Below are 16,569 nucleotides of genomic sequence, written 5' to 3' on the forward strand. Positions count from 1 at the left end.
TCCGGTCACCGGGCTGCACCTCCCTTGTGCGACCTGGCCACGGGGGCCCTGGTCAGTCGCCGGGCATGACTGCCGCGTACCGCCGTCGGCGTCAGGATGAAGTCCTCGTACCGGCCCAGTGCCAGGACGACACCGAGCATGGCTATCGGCATGAATACGGCGAGTACCGCCATGGCCCTGTCCTCTCCTGGGGCCGGGTGCTCCGTCGAACGCGCCGGCCTCCGCTTCGGGTGACCCTCCTCGCCGGAGCCAAACGCGGGGACAGCGGAGGCAGGGTGCACGGGGGCGGTCGGGGCGGGCCGGAAGCACACCGGCCCCGGGCCCGGGGTCCCTGATGTCCCGGGCCCGGGGCCGTGTTTTCCCCACTCACGACCGCTCGGCCGATCTTCGGGTTGCCGCGATGCCCCACGCCAAACCTCCGCCGTGCGGCCGGGCGGCGGAAGGAGTGATTCCGCAGACCGGCGGCGAGCGGCGGGCAACGAGCGTCCGGGGCCCGTGAACGCGCGCGGGCCCGGCGGTCACCCCGCTCCGGCGGCCCCGCTCAGGAGCTGCCGTGCGCGGGGCGGAGTTCTCCTCGAGCGGATGCATGACGGTGGAGATCCGGGCACCTGCCACCGTGCGCGTGCGCGGAGTTCCCGTCATCTGCCGTGCGCGTGCGGGGAGTCCCCGTCGCAGTTCCGGCTCCGGGCCCCCTCCCGTGTCCGGCCGGCCGCCACCTGGCGGTCCGGGTGGCGTCGCAGGTATTCGCCCTCCAGCTGCGCCATCCGGGTGTTGTGGGCGGCGAGGGCGTCCTGCGAGCCGTACAGCAGGGTCTCGTGACGCGTGCGGTGGATGGTCTCCAGCTCCTTGAGCAGCTGTGGTTCGTCGAGTGCGGACGGGTCGACCCCGCCGTTCCGCCGTCCCTGGTCGCCCATGGTGCACTCCCTTTCGTCACCTGCGTGGTCCGCCGGACACGCAGTGCAGCCGTGTTGCTGCCCGGTCACCGGGTACCCGGCCCGCAGGACCGACACAGGTCCGCCCCGAGCAGTACGGAGGTAGCAATGGAGCGAGGAAGCAACCGGCTCAATGTCCACCGCGACGAGGAGATGAAGCACGAACTCCAGGGGCTGCTGCGCTCCGGCCACCCGACCAGGGCCGATGAGTGGCACGACCCGGAGCCGGGTGCCGACGACGACCCGCCGGCCGCGCTGGGGGCGGTGCCCCGGCCGGGGACTCCCGCCGGTGAGGAAGCGCTCCGCTTCGAGCTCGGCCGGCACCTCGCCCGGACGCCGTTCCCGGCCAAGCGCCGGGAGCTGCTGCGCACGCTGCACGAGCGGCACGCGCCCGACGGGCTCATCGACGTGGTCACCGAGCTGCCGCCGGACGAGACGTTCCACAACGTGCAGGAGATGGTCACGACCCTCGGGCGCGGCATGCCCGCGTGAACGAGGACCGCGTAGCGAGGACCGCACCGCGAACCGCGCAGCGGGTACGACGGCCCGTTCCCGGCGGCCGGACGCCGCCGGGAACGGGCCGTCGCCCGTGTCCGCCCCCTCGCCCCCGGTGCACGGCGGGGAGACCCACCGTGTGCGGCCGGGAGACCCACCGTGTGCGGCCGTCCGGGGTCCGTGCGGCGGCCCGTTGCGCCACGTGACGCAGGGCTCCCCCATCGCTCGGCCGACAGCGGGTATGCGGTCGGCATGGATGAACAGTTGAGGCACCGCGTCCGCAGCCTGCTCAGCGCGCGGGACCGGTCCGTCTTCGAGCTGGTGGCGGCCCGCGAGTGGCCGGGCGCCGAGCGGGTCCTGCCACGGCTGAGCCGGAGCGCCAATCACGGCCTGCTGTGGTTCGGCCTCGCGGCGGGCATGTGGGCGGTCGGCAGCCCCCGGGGGCGGCGCGCCGCGGCGCGGGGCGTGGCGTCCCTCGCGCTGGCCTCGGCAACGGTCAACACCGTGGGCAAGCGCTCGGTGCGCCGGGCGCGGCCGGTGCAGGACTCGGTGCCGCTGATGCGGCAGCTCCGGCGCCAGCCGGTCACCACGTCCTTCCCGTCCGGGCACTCCGCCTCCGCGGCGGCCTTCGCCGTCGGAGCGGCGCTCGAATCGCGGCGCTGGGGCGCGGTGCTGGCGCCGGTCGCCGCGTCGGTGGCCTTCTCCCGGGTGTACACCGGCGTCCACTACCCGAGCGATGTGGTGGCGGGCGCGGCGCTGGGGGCGGGGGCGGCGTTCGCGGTGCGCGGACTCGTACCGTCCCGGACCCAGCTCCCGCCCCCGGCCCGTCCCCGCACCGGTGCGCCGGTGCTCCCCGACGGCGACGGGCTGGTGGTCGTGGTGAACCCGGGCTCCGGCGCCCAGCCCACGGTGACCGACCCGGTGCGCCAGCTGCGGACGGCGCTGCCGAAGGCGGAGGTGGTGCTGTACGAGGAGAGCGCCGGTCCGCTGCCCGCGGTGCTGGAGGAGGCGGCGCGGGACGCCGTGAAGCGCGGCGGCGCGCTGGGCGTCTGCGGGGGCGACGGCACGGTGAACGCCGCGGCGACGGCGGCCCTGCAGTACGACGTGCCGCTGGCGGTCTTCCCCGGCGGGACGTTCAACCACTTCGCCGTGGACCTGGGGGTGGAGACGATCCAGGACACCTGCGCCGCGGTGGCGGCGGGCACCGCGGTGAAGGTGGACGTGGGCCGGGTGACCCCCACGGGCGGCGGTGAGCCCCTGCACTTCCTCAACACCTTCAGCCTGGGCTCGTACCCGGAGCTGGTCCGGGTGCGGGAGCGCTGGTCACCCCGGCTGGGCGGGCCCCTGGCGAGCATGCTCGGGGTGATCCATGTGCTGCGGACGTCGCGGCCCGTGCAGGCCGAGGTGAACGGCCGGCGGCGGTCCATGTGGCTGCTGTTCGCGGGCAACGGCGCCTACCGCAGCGTGGGCGTCGCGCCGGTGCGCCGGTACGACCTGGCGGACGGCCTGCTGGACGTCCGTATCGCCCACGGCGGCCACTTCGCCCGGACCCGGCTGCTCGCGGCAGCCGTGAGCGGTGCGCTGCGCAGCTCCCCGGTGTACGCGGCCATCCGCACGCAGCGGCTGCGGATCTCCGGTGTGGCGCCGGGCACGCACCTGGCGTTCGACGGCGAAGTGGCGCCCGCTCCCCCGGCCTTCGCCCTCGACAAGGCGGAGGAGGCGCTGACGGTCTACCGGCCGGACTTCGACTGAGCCGCCGGGCGGTGCGGCGCAGTCCGGTGCGGAGCCGTCCGGCGGGTGAACCTCCCCCCGCCGGACGGCAGCCTCCGGGCGCCCCCTCCGGACGACGGCGGCGGTCGGGAGCATGACCGGACAGCGGTCCCGCTCCCGACCGCGGGCGTCGTCATCTCCTGACCGCGGGCGTCGGCACGTCCGGCCACGCCACCCTCCTCACCCCACCCACTCTCCTTCGTGACCACATATTGATACGTCCTTCTCGTCATGCGGAACGCGGTTCTAGGCTGCCCGTGACGCGCCCGACCCGCCGTCGAGAGGGGACCGCCATGTCCGAGAAGGCCGCCGTCTACACCCATGGGCACCACGAGTCCGTGCTGCGCTCGCACCGTTGGCGCACCGCCGCCAACTCGGCCGCGTACCTCCTCGGCGAGCTGCGGCCGGGCCTGTCCGTCCTCGATGTGGGCTGCGGGCCGGGCACGATCACCGCGGACCTGGCCGGACTGGTGGCCCCCGGCCGGGTGACCGCGGTCGACGCGGCCCCGGACGTCCTCGACCGGGCACGCGCGACCGCGGCCGAACGCGGCCTGACGAACGTCGGGTTCGCGGTCGCCGATGTGCACGCCCTGGGCTTCCCGGACGACTCGTTCGACGTGGTCCACGCCCACCAGGTGCTCCAGCACGTCGGCGACCCCGTACAGGCCCTCCGGGAGATGCGCCGGGTGTGCCGCCCCGGGGGCGTCGTGGCCGTCCGCGACTCCGACTACGCGACGATGACGTGGCACCCCGCCGTTCCGGGCATGGACGACTGGCTGGAGCTGTACCGGCGGGTGGCGCGCGCCAACGGCGGGGAGCCGGACGCCGGACGGGTCCTGCTCTCCTGGGCCCGCCGGGCCGGCTTCACCGACGTCACCGCCACCGCCTCCGCCTGGTGCTTCGCGGCTCCGGAGGAACGCGCCTGGTGGAGCGGCCTCTGGGCGGACCGGACGACCGCGTCGGGCTACGCCCGGCGCGCGGTGGACGGCGGGCACGCCACCGAGGCGGAGCTGCACCGGATCGCCGCCGCGTGGCGGCAGTGGGGGCAGGCCGAGGACGGCTGGTTCGCCCTGCTCCACGGCGAACTGCTCTGCCGGGTACCGGCGGAGGGTTGACCGGGGACGGAACACCCCCCGTACGAGCGGAGGCCAGTGGCCCCCCGCCGCCGCATCCCGTCGATCCGCATCCCGTCGATCCGCCACGGGAAGGGGCCAGGCACGCGTGGGACGGCCCTCAGCGCACCGTTCCGTCCCATTGCCACACGGCCCGTCGCGCCAGGCCGGGGAGTGCGATACGGCCCGTGCACCACAACAGGGTGTCGAACGGGCCGTGCCCGGGCGGAGCGTCGGCGAAGAGGCGTCCGAGCACGGCCGCGCTCGGGAGGTCGGGCAGGGTCCAGGACGAGCCGAGCGCGCGCGTGATGTCGTAGGTGTGGACGGCCAGTTCGGTGATTCCCATGGCAGCGAACCCGGTTGGGTCGGAGTGCCCCCAGGGGTGCCAGGCGCGGGCTTCGGCTGGCGCGTCCCGGACGGTGGCCGTCAGCAGGGACGCGGCGATCCGGAGACCGTCGAGACAGGCGGGGACGGATGCCTCCGGGTCGAGCGAGGCGAAGAGGGTGATGTAGCGGTCGTCGGGGCGGGCGATGAGCAGACCGGCGTAGCCGGTCAGGCCGAGGGCGAGATGGTCGAGGGTCCGGCGGCAGGTCCAGTCGAGGCCATGGGCGTTGCGTGACCAGTCCTGGCCGGCTCCTTCGAGGAGAGCCGCCAGGCAGTCGTCGGTGACGGCGGCCAGGAGGTCCGTCCACGGCAGGGTGGTGGCGGGCGTCTTCGGGTCCGGCATGCCGTGGGGGGCAGCCGCGGGCGTCACGGTCATGCGCCGACCGCCGGCGACTTCAGGACCTCGATCACGCTCGCGAAGCTGTCGGAGCCGTGACCTGCGGCCTTGGCCCGTTCCATGGCGGACTTCAGGAGTTCGGGCAGGGCGTTGTCGATACCGCGGGCCGTCGCGGCGTGGAGCAGATGGTCGATGGCGGCGATCTGTACGTCGACCGTGGCGTCGTCACCCGGGTAGCGGCCTGCGTCCACCTGGGGTGCATAGGTGGCCAGGAAGCCGGCCACGGCGGTCAGCCAGCGGATCGCGACCGGCGTGAAGGCCGTGGCCGGTGTCCGCTCCGCACCGACCAGCGCGGTGCCGTGCAGCCAGCCGGTCAGGGTGGACCACATCAGGCCCAGCAGGGCGGCGTCGTAGAGGGAGGCGAGGCCGGGGTCGGCGCCGAGGTGCAGGGGGTCGCCCAGGGCAGCCAGGGCCGGCCGATGGGCGGCGAAGACCGCGTCCGCACCGCTGTAGAGGAACATCATCCCGGAGTCGCCGACCCCCGGCGGGGTGGTCATGATCGCGCCGTCGAGGTAGTCGACGGCGTGCGTCCGGGCCCACGCGGCGGCCTCCTGGGCCTGCTCCGGGGAGCCGGAGGTGAGGTTGACCAGGGCCTTGCCCGCCAGGGAACCGGCGATGGGGTCGAGGAGGGCGTGCAGCACCCCGTAGTCCAGCACGCACACGATGGTCAGCGGGCTCGCCCCGATCGCTTCCTCGGGTGACGCGGCCAGGCGGGCACCCCGGTCGACCAGCGGCCGGGCCTTGTGCGCCGAGCGGTTCCACACGGTGGTTGCGTGGCCCGCGTCCAGCAGGGCGGAGGCCAGCGCCAAACCCATCGAGCCCAGCCCGATGACGGTCACTGCCGGATGATCGGAATGCATGTCGCGACTCCCCATGTCTCCGCCTGCGGCGGTTGGTCAGGTACGGACCAAGGTCGCAGCCCGCAGGAGCCGGGAACAGTGACACCGGTGACGACGGCCACCAAATTCCTGCCATACGCTTCGAGGCATGAATGCCGGTTCCGTCGCCGTGGTCGTGCCCGAGGACATCGGAGTGCCCTCCTGGGATCTGTACGAGCTCAGCATCCCCTGCACCGTCTTCGGGAAGCCGCAGCCCGACCTGGCCGACCCCTGGTACGACCTGCGGCTGTGCGGTACGGGGGAGCGGGGGCAGGACGACTCCCCGGCCGGGACAGGGCTGTCCCTGACGACGCGCCACGGGCTCGACGACCTCGCCGGTGCCGACACGGTCATCGTGCCCTCGGTGCCCGACCCCTGCGTCGACGAGGGCAGACCGCTGCCGCAGGCACTGATCACGGCCCTGCGCCGCGCCTACGACGCGGGCGCCCGCATGGTCTCGCTGTGCACCGGCGCCTTCGCACTCGCCGAGGCCGGCCTGCTCGACGGACGGCGTGCCACCGCCCATTGGATGCACACCGGGCAACTCGCCGAGCGCTACCCGAAGGTGGAGGTCGACGACTCGGTGCTCTACGTGGACGACGGCGATGTGCTCACCAGCGCCGGGCTGACCGCCGGTCTCGACCTCTGCCTCCATCTGGTGCGCCGGGACCTGGGCGCGCACGTCGCCAATCAGCTGGCCCGCCGGATGGTGGTGCCCGCCCATCGGCCGGGCGGCCAGGCACAGTTCATCGACCTGTCCGTGCCCACGACCGACGGCGGCGGCCTGGCGCCCGTTCTGGACTGGGCCCGGGCACACCTGGACCGGCCTCTGACGGTCGAGGACCTGGCACGGCGCGCCGCGATGAGCCCGCGGACCTTCCACCGGCGCCTTCAGGCGACCACGGGGACAACTCCCCTGCAGTGGCTCCTCGATCAGCGCCTGGGCCGAGCCCAGAGCCTGCTGGAGTCGACGGACCTGCCGATCGAGAAGATCGGCGAGCTGAGCGGCCTCGGTACGGCGAACAACCTCCGCCACCACTTCCTCAAACGGATCGGGGTATCGCCGAGCGACTACCGACGGGCCTTCCCCCGGTCGGCGCCCGAGTCACCCCGCGCCTGAGACCGGCACCCGCCGAAGCAGGAACGCAACCCTCCCCGCGTCCCCCGCGTCACTCGCGTTGCGCGGCGGGCAGGGCGTTCGCCGCGGGCCGACGGGAGGAGCAGCACGATGCAGCGAGGCGGACGTACCGGCTTAGTGACCGCAGTGGTGGCGGCCGTGGTGGGCGCCACCGCGCTCGGCACGGCCCACGCCACCACCGGACCGGACCGGGCCGACACACCGGACCGGATCGCCATGCCCGTCCGCGTGGACGCTTCAGGCCGGGGCGGCGCGCCCGACCGGGCCGATGCGCTGCGCCGGGACGGTGCGACAGGCCGTGCCGCAGCACGGGGCCGGGCCGGTGCGCGCGACCACGCCGCCACCCGTGCCGCGCTGCGCCGCGCGGTGGAGGCCGGGGGCCTGCCCGGCGTGGCGGCGGAGGCCCAGGGGAGCAAGGGAGGCTGGTTCGGCTCGGCGGGGTTCGCGGACACCACGACCCAGCGGAAACGTTCACCCGCTGACCACTTCCGGGCGGCGAGCATCACCAAGCCCTTCATCGCGACCGTGCTGCTGCAACTGGAGGCGGAAGGGAAGCTGAGCCTGGACGACACCGTCGAGACCTGGCTGCCCGGCGTGGTGCACGGCAACGGCTACGACGGCAGCCGCATCACCCTGCGGCACCTGCTCAACCACACCAGCGGACTGTTCAACTACACCGAGGACACCGCGTTCGTGGACCAGGCGGCCGGTCCGGGCTTCCCGGAGCACCGGTACGACACCCACACCCCGGAGGAGCTGGTCGCCGTCGCGCTGCGGCACCCTCCGGTGTCCGAGCCCGGCGGGAAGCCGCGGTACTCGAACACCAACTACATCCTGGCCGGCCTGGTCATCGAGAAGGTGACGGGGCGCTCCTATGCGGCGGAGGCCACACGGCGCATCATCAAGCCGCTGAAGCTGCACGGGACATCGTTCCCCGGCACCTCGGCCCGGATGCCGTCACCGCACCCGGTCGGCTACTCCCGGCTGCACAGCACCGCCCCCGACGCCCCGGTCCACGACGCCACCGAACAGAACATGACCTGGCTGGGTGCGGCGGGCGACCTGATATCGACCACCGGGGACCTCAATCGCTTCCACCGGGCCCTGCTGCGCGGCACGTTGCTGCCGCCCGCCCAGCAGCGAGCGATGTTCGACACCGTGGAGGCGGGCGGGACCGGTTACGGGCTCGGGGTGGAGACCGCCACGCTGTCCTGCGGGGTCTCCGTGGTGGGGAAGTCCGGCCGGACGAACGGATCGCTGTCCGCGATGGTCGGCACGGCGGACGGCAAGCGCCGGATGACGTTCAACATCAACGGTGACTGGCTGGCCGACTCGGCGGTGTACTTCGACATCATCGAGGCGGAGTTCTGCGGCAAGGCCCCCGGCACCGCCGGCCGAGCCGACGAGTCCACCGGGAAGGGGCGGCGCGCGTTGCCGCCGGCCGCTGTCAACGCCATGACCGATCCGCGCTTCTGACCGCTCGCCGGACTCCGGCAGGGCTCTTCGCCGGGCCCTGCCGACCGGTGTCCTCCCCCGCGGCCCTCCGTCCGTTCCATCCGTTCAGTCCGTTCCGTCCGCGGTTCTTCCGTGGCGCACGGCATTCCGGAACGGGACCGCGAGCCCCCGGTGGCCCCTAAGCTCATTCGTATGGAGATCTTGGGAACTTCGCTGCGGGTGTGCGTCGACGACCTGGAAGCCGCGGTCGGTGTCTACGAACGTCTGACGGGCGCCGAGGCACTCCGCTTCGAGCGCGCCGGTGTGTCCGTGGCGGCCGTGGGCGCCTTTCTGCTGATGAGCGGACCGGAGAGCCAGCTGGAAGTGCTGCGCAAGGTCACCGCCACCATCGCGGTGAAGGACGTGGGCGAGGCGCACGCGGTGCTGAGCGAGGTGGGCGCCCAGATCATCGCCGGCCCGCTGGACACACCCGTCGGCCGCAACCTGCTGGCCCGCCACCCCGACGGCTCGGTCTTCGAGTACGTCGACCGGGGCGGGGCGGCGGGCTGACGACACCTCAGGACCGGACTGCGAGGGCTGACGAAACGTCAGACCCGCAGTCCGGGGCCGCCGGGACGGTCCCGGCCGTCAGGAGACGGTGAGGACGATCTTCCCCCGCGTGCGGCCCTCCTGACTGATCCGGAACGCCTCGGCGGCCTCGGCCAGCGGAAGCTCCTGGTCGACAGGGACGGTCAGCTTCCCGGCGTCGGCGAGCTCGCCCAGGGCCGTGAGGTCGGCCGCGTCCGGGCGGACGAAGACATAGCGTCCGCCCACCGCGGCCACCTGGAAGTCGGCGATGGAGACGATGCGCTCCGGCGCCCCGGTGACCTCGAGCGACTGGGCGACCGCGGCGCCGCCGACGAAGTCGAGGGCGGCGTCCACTCCGTCCGGCGCCAGCGCGCGCACCCGGTCCGGCAGCCCGTCGCCGTAGGTGACCGGCTCCGCTCCCAGGGAGCGCAGGAAGTCGTGGTTCCGCTCGCTGGCCGTACCGATCACCCGCGCGCCCCGCGCCACGGCGATCTGCACGGCGAGGGACCCCACGCCACCGGCAGCGGCGTGTACGAGGACGGTGTCCCCCGTGCCGACACCGGCGGCGCGCAGCGACTGGTAGGCGGTGAGCCCCGCCAGCGGCAGGCCCGCGGCCTGTGCCCAGCTCAGCGAGGCCGGCTTCCGGGCGAGGGTGCGCACCGGGGCGGTCACCAGCTCGGCGTACGTCCCGTGCTGGACATGGTCCTGGCGGTTGTAGCCGATCACCTCGTCGCCGGGGGCGAATTCGGTGACCGCGGGCCCGACCTGCTCCACCACACCGGCCACGTCCCAGCCCGGGACGAACGGGAAGTGGCAGTAGAGCGCCTGGTCCAGATATCCGGCGGCGACCTTCCAGTCCACCGGGTTGACCCCGGCGGCCTTGGTGCGGATCAGTACCGAGTCCGGACCGACCTTGGGCTCCGGCTCCTCGGTGAGCTGCGGGGTCTCTCCGTATGCGTTGATCGTGACTGCCTTCATGTCCGGGAGAACAGTGCACCGGAGCCGATCATTCCCCCCTGAGCGGAACGGTCCGCTTCCCGGGGCAGGAGCGGCCCCGCGCCCGTCCGGTCCGCTCTGTCACGGCCCCTCCCCCTGTGCGGGCCCTCCTCCCCGGGCGCAGGCCGGCGTCCGGACCGGGTCCGCACGCTGCCGCCGTCACTCCCGGGGGTGCATGCGGTAGTCGTACCGCTCGGGCAGCGGGTGTTCGGCGCGGGCCCGGGACCGGATCTCCTCGGTCACCACGGCGCCCCCGGACACGAGCTGCTCGGCGACGGCGTACCAGGTGTCCTCCAGCGTTTCCTCGCCCTCCCGGAGGTCGGGGATCTCGAAGCCGTCGTCGAAGACGGCCCGAGCCGCCTGCGCGTCCCCCTCCGCCAGGAGGATCCGCGCCCGCAGCAGCCGGAAGCGGCCCCGGTCCCGGATCTCCGGGGTCAGCGCGTCGAGGAGGGCGCGGGCATCCGGCGCGCGGCCGACGGCGAGCAGGGCCTCGACGGCCTCCCGCCCGAGCGCGGCCAGTGCCGCCGCCGGCACCGGATCCGCGGCCGGTCCCGCGTCCGCAGTCGGTCCAGGATCCGCAGTCGGTCCCGGATCCGCGGCCGGTCGCGCCGCCGGGACCGGTGCACGGCGCTCCGCGGCCGGCCGGCCCGGACCGGTTCCCTCCGTCCCACCGGCCGGGCCCGGCGCTGTCAGGAGCACCGCGTCCTCCGGCCAGAAGCCGCCCTGTCGTCCCGATACCGAACGGCCCTGCGCCCGGCGCCGCTGCCCGGCAGCGGCGCCGTCGCGTACGACCGGACCGGGCCTGCCGGCGGGTTCCGTCCGCCCCTCCCCCGGGTCCGGCCCGTCCGCCGGTGCGGCGAGCGCCACCCGTACGGCGTGCAGCCAGCGGTCGGCCGCCCGTTCCGGATCCCCGGACTCCTGGGCCGCCACCGCCAGACAGCGCAGCGTCCAGGGGCTCCGGGAGGCGTGCAGCGAGCGTTCCCAGCTGCGCGCCGCCTGCGCCCGGTCGCCCGCGTGCCACTGCGCCACCCCCAGGTGGTAGTCGACCGCCGCGCTCGGCGCGGCCTCCTCCAGGAGGTCGCGCCAGGCCGGTGCGACCAGCGACGGCCCGGGGTCGGCCGACGGTCCCCGGGCCGGCATACCGCCGGTGCGCAGCAGCTCCGTCCACGGCCGCTGCTCCGCGCCCAGCGTGGACGGCTCGAACGGCGTGCCCGGCAACGCGTAGCCGGCGCGGGCCACTTCGAGCGCGCCCCAGCCGGATCCCGTGGCCAGCCGCTCCCCCGGCTCGTGGTCGGCGCGGGCCAGCCAGGCGGTGTGGGCGGCGTCGACCTCGGCACGCGGCAGCGCGGCCTCCAGACTCGCCGCCGCCGCGGTGCGGGCCGCGCCCCAGTCGGTGCCGTGCACCGCCGCCGGGTCCGCGGACAGCGGACCGTACGCCTCCAGCCAGGCGAACTCCGTGTGGGCGTCCAGCCGGACGTGCTCCAGCCGGGTGCGGGCGAGCCCGGCCTGGATCTCGGCATAGCCGCCGGTTCCGGGCTCGGTCAGCCACTGCTGCCGGCGCCGTCCGCCGCGGCCGGTGCCCCAGACGAAGAGCTTGCGGCCGCGCAGCAGCTCGGTCGAGGTCTGGACCAGCCCCTGTCCGTCCTCGTCCAGAGCCGCGATCCAGCGCCGGTCGCCGTCCGGTACGTCGTAGAAGTAGTCGGCCGGGTTCGCGCTGCGCAGCGGGTAGGTGCGGTCGGTGCCCTGCCACTCGGGGACCGGTACGCGGCGCAGGCTGCGCTCGTAGCCGAAGTGCCAGGCCTCCTCGGCGGGGGCGAGCACCCGGCAGCCGGTGCCGCGGGAGCCGGGTTCGCCCTCCGGAACGGCGATGTTGGACCACCAGTGGACGGGGACCGGGCGGTCGTGCGGGTTCCGGATGCGGACGCCCACGAACAGGAAGTCCGACCCCTCGGGCAGCCACAGGTCGATCTGGAACGGGGTGTCGCGCAGCCGCTCCCACTCCCAGAGCCGCAGCATCCCGCCCCCGGCCGCGTCGGCGCCCGGCCCGTCGGGGGCGGGCACCCGGGCCGCGTGCAGCGGGGCGCAGGAGAGGGTGCTGTGGCCGGTGGCGCCGATGTTCCATTCGATGCCGCCGGAGAACCAGGCGCCGTTGAGGGCGAAGTCGGCGGGCTGGAAGACCGGGTTGCGGTAGAGGAGTTCGCGCCCGGTGGGCTTGTGCAGCAGGGAGTGGATCCGCCCGCCGAGACCCGGCAGGACGGTGGCCCGCAGCCGGTCGTTCTCGAGGACGATCGCGTCGAGGCGGACGGGGCCACGACTGCGGCCGTAGCCGTCGCGCAACCGCACGGGCAGCACCGACCGGAGGGCGCCGTAGCCGGCCTGACGGGCCATCTCGGCGGGCAGTGCGGCGCGTTCCGCCTCGCCGACGCGGTGGAGGCCGGCCGGCGGCCAGAGGGCGGGCAGCGGGTTCTCGGGCCCGAGGGACACACCGGGCAGGGTCAGTACGGTCCGTCGCACGGTCGTGGGCACGGCAACCTCGCTCCCTGGTACGGGCCGCCGCCTCTCCGGCGCCCCGATGACCATGGAACACGCTCCTGGGCCGGCTGAACAGGCCCGCTCCTGGTCAGGGTTGTGCAAAGGGCCGGCCGGGGGAGAGAGTCCGGCGGGTGGCGGGCACCAGTCGAGTTCCACGCATCACCACGACAGCGGGGCCGGACGGCAATCAGTCGCGTCCTTCCTGTCGATCCGTCCCCGGCGAGGAGGAGGGACCTGGGGCCCAGGGCGCCGCTACGTCGGAACGGATTCCGTCGGCGCGGCCGGCCGGTCCCGGAACATCGCGCTGGTGACGGCCCAGCGCTCGTGGTCCCGCCACTCACCGCCGATGTACAGGAAGTCGGGCGAAAACCCCTCGTGCCGGAAGCCGAGCCGCTTCACCAGCTTCAGTGAAGCGACGTTCCCGGGCTGGATGTTGGCCTCCAGACGGTGCAGTCCCAGTGCGCCGAAGGCGTGGCGGATGACGAGCCCCAGCCCCTCGGTCATCAGACCGCGGCCCGCGGAGTGCGCGAAGGCCCCGTACCCGACGGCCCCGCACTGGAACGCCCCGTACACGATGTTGTTGATGGCGATGCCCGCCTCGATCCGGCCGGTCTCCCGGTCGCAGACGACATAGCCCTCACCGGACGGCACCTGGAACTTCGCGCTCCACATCTCGAACTCCTCGGCGTTCGACGGCAGGAACGCGTACGGGTGGAGCAGTGCCGTGCTGGCCCGGACGGCGGCGGTGAACTCCTCCATGTCCTCGGGCCCGATGTGCCGGATGGCGACCCGGGGGCCGGTGGCGAGGTAGTGAGTGTCAGGCATCGGGACATCGTAGGAACGAGGGCCCGTCCGGCTCCAGTGGCGCCCCCCTCGTCAGCGCCGGACGGGCCGGGCCGGTGCATTCGTCAGCGCCAGGCGGGCCGGTCGGTGCCCCAGACGCCGGGCGGGCTCGCCCAGTCCCCGGGGGAGCCGTCGAACGTGACGGGCGAGCGCGCGTAACGCATCGTGCCGAGCGGGCCCGTGGTCTCGGCCGGCCGGCTCCGGGTGTCGTCGGCGGGAGCCGTCCGGCCCGTGCGGTCCGCTTCCCGCGCGGCCCCGACGGGCGCCGAGCCGCCGATGCCGGTCAGCAGCCAGGCCGCCGTGCGGGCGAGTGCGAGGGTCGCCAGACGGCTGCCGCCCTCGTCCTGTTGCTCGGTGAGCGCGCGCAGCACGGCCGCGGCCAGCAGATAGCCGGTGCCGTGGTCGAGGGCCTGGGCCGGGAGGGCACCGGGGCGCCCGTCCGGCCCCGTCTCGGTCGCGGCGATCCCGGAAGCCGCCTGCACCAGACTGTCGAACCCGCGACGCCCCGCCCAGGGACCGTCCATCCCCCAGGCGCTCAGCCGGGCGACCACCAGTCCGGGCCGGCGTTCGGCCAGCGCGGCGGGGGCCAGCCCGTCACGGTCGAGCGCTCCGGGACGGTAGCCGGTGACCACGACGTCGGCGGCGGAGAGCAGGTCCTCGAACGTGTCCCGGTCGGCGCGGCTGCCGAGATCCAGCACCGCGGACCGCTTCCCGAATCCCGTGTCGGCGTGGTGGTCGGCGATCTCGGGAAGCTGCGGCGCGTCGATCCGCAGCACGTCCGCGCCGAGCAGCGCGAGCGTCCGGGTGGCGACCGGGCCGGCGATGACGCGGGTGAGGTCCAGGACGCGTACCCCGGAGGCGGGCAGGACCGGTCCGGTCGCCGGCAGCGCGGGGAGCGGGCGCACCGGTCCGTGGTCGAGGCGTTCCCGGTGCACCAGCGGCAGCGCGGCGGCGGCCAGGCCCTGCGGGTGCGCGGCCCACTCGACGGGGCCGCGGACGGCGACGGCCAGCCCACCGGCCGCGTTCACGGTCTCCTCGATCTCCTCCGCGGCGCGCAGCGTCAGCTCGGCGGCGAGCCGGCCGGCGGTCGCCTCGTCGTCGCCGGCCTCACCGCCGGCCTCACCGCCGGGGTCGGGGATTCCGAGGGCGTCGAGCAGCCGGGCGCGGTGGTGCGGATAGTTGGCATGCGTCCGCACCCAGCCGTCCTTCGCCCGCCAGAAGCGGGAGAGCGGCGCGAAGGTCTGCGGCGCCCGGCCGTCCACGAGCAGTTCGCGCTCGCTGACGAACGCGGTGGCGACGGCCGCGTCGTCGACGGTCACGCGGGGAAGGGGGCCGCCCGTTCGCCGGGCGGCGAGTTCGGCGGCGGCCAGCGCGCATGCGGCGACGCACGACCGCGCCAGCTCCATGACCGGGAGCGACGAGGGCAGCGCCCCCTCCGTGGTCCGGTAGTCGATCCGCGAGGGCAGGGCCCGGTCACCGCCGAGCGCGGACCAGGCGTACGCCGTTCCGTCCATCACATGATCCATAACGGAATTCTGGCACTCCGTGCCAGGGTGCGAGGGCGGCACGGCGGGATCGTGCCGCCCGAAGGGTCGGGCCGTCCGGGACCGGCGGGAGGGCGGAGGCGCGCGGACGGGCGGCGGGCAGGGGCAGTGGGCACGGGCAGGCGGGCACGGGCAGCGGGCGGAGTGCCCCGCCGGTCATCCCTGGGCCACGGGGCAGGTCTCCTCCAGTTGGACGACGGCCAGCGTGATCTCGGCCGTGATCTCGACCTCGCCCGGCCGCGGGTCCTGGGCGCACACCGTCCAGTGGTCGCCCGCCGTCACCGCCCGGCCCAGCCCGAGCGCATCGTAGGTGCGGGGCGTGAGGAAACCCGCGGCCCGCGCCGCCTCCTGGGCGGCGGTCACCGTCTTCCCGACGAGGTCGGGCAGGGGCCTCCGGTCGGCGGGGGCGGACCCGTCCGGAGTGCGCCCGACGGGAGCGGCCCCGGTTGGAGCGGAGCCGGTGGCAGCGGAGCCGACAGGAGGTGTCCCGGCGGACGCGGGCCCGGTGGGGACAGGCTCCGTGGGAACGGGCTCGGTGGGAAACGGCCCGGCCGCGTGGGCCGACGTACGGGCTGACGGGCCGATAGGGGCGGACGGGCCGGGGCCCGGGAGGACCGCAGCTCTCCACGACCCGGGGGTGACGCCGGACGGCCCCCGGGTGAGGGCGAGGGCCGGGGCCGGTGGGACGGCCGCGACGAGGGCGGCGACTCCGGCCATGGCCAGTACGGCGGTCAGCCGCGGAACCGTGGTCCCGCCGGGTCTCACCGCCGCCTCCGGAAGAGGTACGCGCCGCACAGGATGCCGATGAGCACCATGGCCAGCAGGGCGACCCACAGCGGCATGATCACCTCCGGCACGATCAGCCTGATCTTGGTCTTGGCGGTGTTCTCGAGAATGAACACCAGGGCGAGGACCGCTACGACGATCACCGCCACCCGGCCGGGCGTCATGGACTCGAGGAAGCGTCCCTTCGCGCCGCGGCTCCTGCCTCCCCTGCTCGTGGATGTCTTGGGACTCATGTCCGGACCCTCCTCCAGGGACATCGGCAGACCCTCTGTGTCCAGCATGTCCCCCCGGGGCGGGCTTGGCCTGCGGGTCCCGTCCCTCCGGGGAGGTCGGCTGATCCGTCCGGGTGAGCCCACGGGCGGTCCGCCGCCGTGCCCGGCTCCGGACGACCGGCGGGCCCGCCGGAACCGGTGCCGCGTCCAGCCGCGGATCCCGGCTCGACGACGCAAGATCCCGGCCCGCCCCGCGGGCGCGGATGTGCCCCGCAGGCACCGGCGCCGTCCCGCAAGCCCGACCTGCCCCACAGGGGCGCCCGGGCTCCGCAGGCACCGTCCCGCAGGCGCCGTCCCGCCCCGCAGGCGCCGCATTGCCCCGCAGGATCCGACTCGCCCTCAGGTACCGGCCCAGGTCCGCAGGCACCGGCCCGGATCCGCAGGCATCCGCTCGGATCCGGGTACCGACGCGCCCCAGCCCCCGGACCCCGGACCCCGGCCCCCGTCATCGGCCGTCGGCCATCGGTC

The 16,569-nt window shown here is 74.7% G+C and carries 16 protein-coding genes; 6 read left to right on the forward strand and 10 right to left on the reverse strand.

The features are described 5' to 3' along the window. Positions 1–5: 5 nt before the first annotated feature. Together ACFYYR_RS04050 and ACFYYR_RS04055 are read right to left on the reverse strand one after the other, a co-directional pair. Positions 6–173, reverse strand: a complete 168-nt coding sequence (locus ACFYYR_RS04050; protein ID WP_388846656.1) for a hypothetical protein — start codon at positions 171–173, stop codon at positions 6–8. 465 nt (positions 174–638) lie between these two features. Then, the gene (locus ACFYYR_RS04055; RefSeq protein ID WP_388846658.1) at positions 639–914 is read right to left on the reverse strand and encodes a DUF6158 family protein; all 276 of its coding nucleotides are present in this window, start codon (positions 912–914) and stop codon (positions 639–641) included. Positions 915–1,040: 126 nt separating this feature from the next. Here ACFYYR_RS04055 and ACFYYR_RS04060 point away from each other — a divergent pair, with 126 nt between their 5' ends. The 3 genes from ACFYYR_RS04060 to ACFYYR_RS04070 all read left to right on the forward strand — a co-directional run bounded on the left by ACFYYR_RS04060 (position 1,041) and on the right by ACFYYR_RS04070 (position 4,312). Then, complete coding sequence (locus ACFYYR_RS04060; protein ID WP_388846660.1) at positions 1,041–1,424, forward strand: DUF2795 domain-containing protein; 384 nt, start codon at positions 1,041–1,043, stop codon at positions 1,422–1,424. Positions 1,425–1,679: 255 nt separating this feature from the next. Then, complete coding sequence (locus ACFYYR_RS04065; protein WP_388846662.1) at positions 1,680–3,179, forward strand: bifunctional phosphatase PAP2/diacylglycerol kinase family protein; 1,500 nt, start codon at positions 1,680–1,682, stop codon at positions 3,177–3,179. 311 nt (positions 3,180–3,490) lie between these two features. Beyond that, entirely contained in the window at positions 3,491–4,312 is an 822-nt protein-coding gene (locus tag ACFYYR_RS04070) for a methyltransferase domain-containing protein (protein ID WP_388846664.1), read from the forward strand. A gap of 118 nt (positions 4,313–4,430) precedes the next feature. Here ACFYYR_RS04070 and ACFYYR_RS04075 read toward each other — a convergent pair whose 3' ends face one another. Both ACFYYR_RS04075 and ACFYYR_RS04080 read right to left on the reverse strand, forming a co-directional pair. Then, positions 4,431–5,069, reverse strand: a complete 639-nt coding sequence (locus tag ACFYYR_RS04075; protein ID WP_388846666.1) for a maleylpyruvate isomerase N-terminal domain-containing protein — start codon at positions 5,067–5,069, stop codon at positions 4,431–4,433. Further along, positions 5,066–5,950: an NAD(P)-dependent oxidoreductase gene (locus ACFYYR_RS04080; RefSeq protein WP_388846668.1), complete on the reverse strand. Its 885-nt coding sequence runs from the start codon at positions 5,948–5,950 to the stop codon at positions 5,066–5,068. Before ACFYYR_RS04080 ends, ACFYYR_RS04075 begins: the two co-directional genes overlap by 4 nt. Before the next feature lie 127 nt (positions 5,951–6,077). On the opposite strand from ACFYYR_RS04080, the gene ACFYYR_RS04085 reads away from it, so the two are divergent. The 3 genes from ACFYYR_RS04085 (at position 6,078) to ACFYYR_RS04095 (ending at position 9,110) form a co-directional block, all read left to right on the forward strand. Then, positions 6,078–7,088, forward strand: a complete 1,011-nt coding sequence (locus ACFYYR_RS04085) for a GlxA family transcriptional regulator (protein ID WP_388846670.1) — start codon at positions 6,078–6,080, stop codon at positions 7,086–7,088. Positions 7,089–7,196: 108 nt separating this feature from the next. Further along, positions 7,197–8,582, forward strand: coding sequence for a serine hydrolase domain-containing protein (locus ACFYYR_RS04090; protein ID WP_388846672.1), 1,386 nt, complete (start codon positions 7,197–7,199; stop codon positions 8,580–8,582). A 171-nt stretch (positions 8,583–8,753) separates the two neighbouring features. Beyond that, positions 8,754–9,110, forward strand: coding sequence for a VOC family protein (locus ACFYYR_RS04095; protein WP_388846674.1), 357 nt, complete (start codon positions 8,754–8,756; stop codon positions 9,108–9,110). Positions 9,111–9,188: 78 nt separating this feature from the next. Here the strand turns inward: ACFYYR_RS04095 and ACFYYR_RS04100 are convergent, their stop codons facing one another. From ACFYYR_RS04100 to ACFYYR_RS04125, 6 genes are all read right to left on the reverse strand, one after another. Beyond that, positions 9,189–10,106 (reverse strand): NADP-dependent oxidoreductase, encoded by a 918-nt coding sequence (locus ACFYYR_RS04100; RefSeq protein WP_388846676.1) that lies wholly within the window; start codon positions 10,104–10,106, stop codon positions 9,189–9,191. 177 nt (positions 10,107–10,283) lie between these two features. Continuing rightward, positions 10,284–12,704 carry a DUF5107 domain-containing protein gene (locus ACFYYR_RS04105; RefSeq protein WP_388846678.1) on the reverse strand — a complete coding sequence of 807 codons (2,421 nt, stop codon included), beginning with the start codon at positions 12,702–12,704 and terminating at the stop codon, positions 10,284–10,286. Positions 12,705–12,908: 204 nt separating this feature from the next. Beyond that, positions 12,909–13,481, reverse strand: coding sequence for a GNAT family N-acetyltransferase (locus tag ACFYYR_RS04110; protein ID WP_388846680.1), 573 nt, complete (start codon positions 13,479–13,481; stop codon positions 12,909–12,911). Between the two features lie 83 nt (positions 13,482–13,564). Next, positions 13,565–15,013, reverse strand: coding sequence for a CoA transferase (locus ACFYYR_RS04115; RefSeq protein ID WP_388847256.1), 1,449 nt, complete (start codon positions 15,011–15,013; stop codon positions 13,565–13,567). 186 nt (positions 15,014–15,199) lie between these two features. Next, positions 15,200–15,406, reverse strand: coding sequence for a hypothetical protein (locus ACFYYR_RS04120; RefSeq protein WP_388846682.1), 207 nt, complete (start codon positions 15,404–15,406; stop codon positions 15,200–15,202). Between the two features lie 398 nt (positions 15,407–15,804). After that, positions 15,805–16,062 (reverse strand): DUF1049 domain-containing protein, encoded by a 258-nt coding sequence (locus ACFYYR_RS04125; protein ID WP_388846684.1) that lies wholly within the window; start codon positions 16,060–16,062, stop codon positions 15,805–15,807. Between the last annotated feature and the right edge of the window lie 507 nt (positions 16,063–16,569).

Origin of the sequence: Streptomyces sp. NPDC001922 (assembly GCF_042891165.1) — a bacterium.
In the GTDB taxonomy this organism is placed as follows: Bacteria; Actinomycetota; Actinomycetes; order Streptomycetales; family Streptomycetaceae; genus Streptomyces.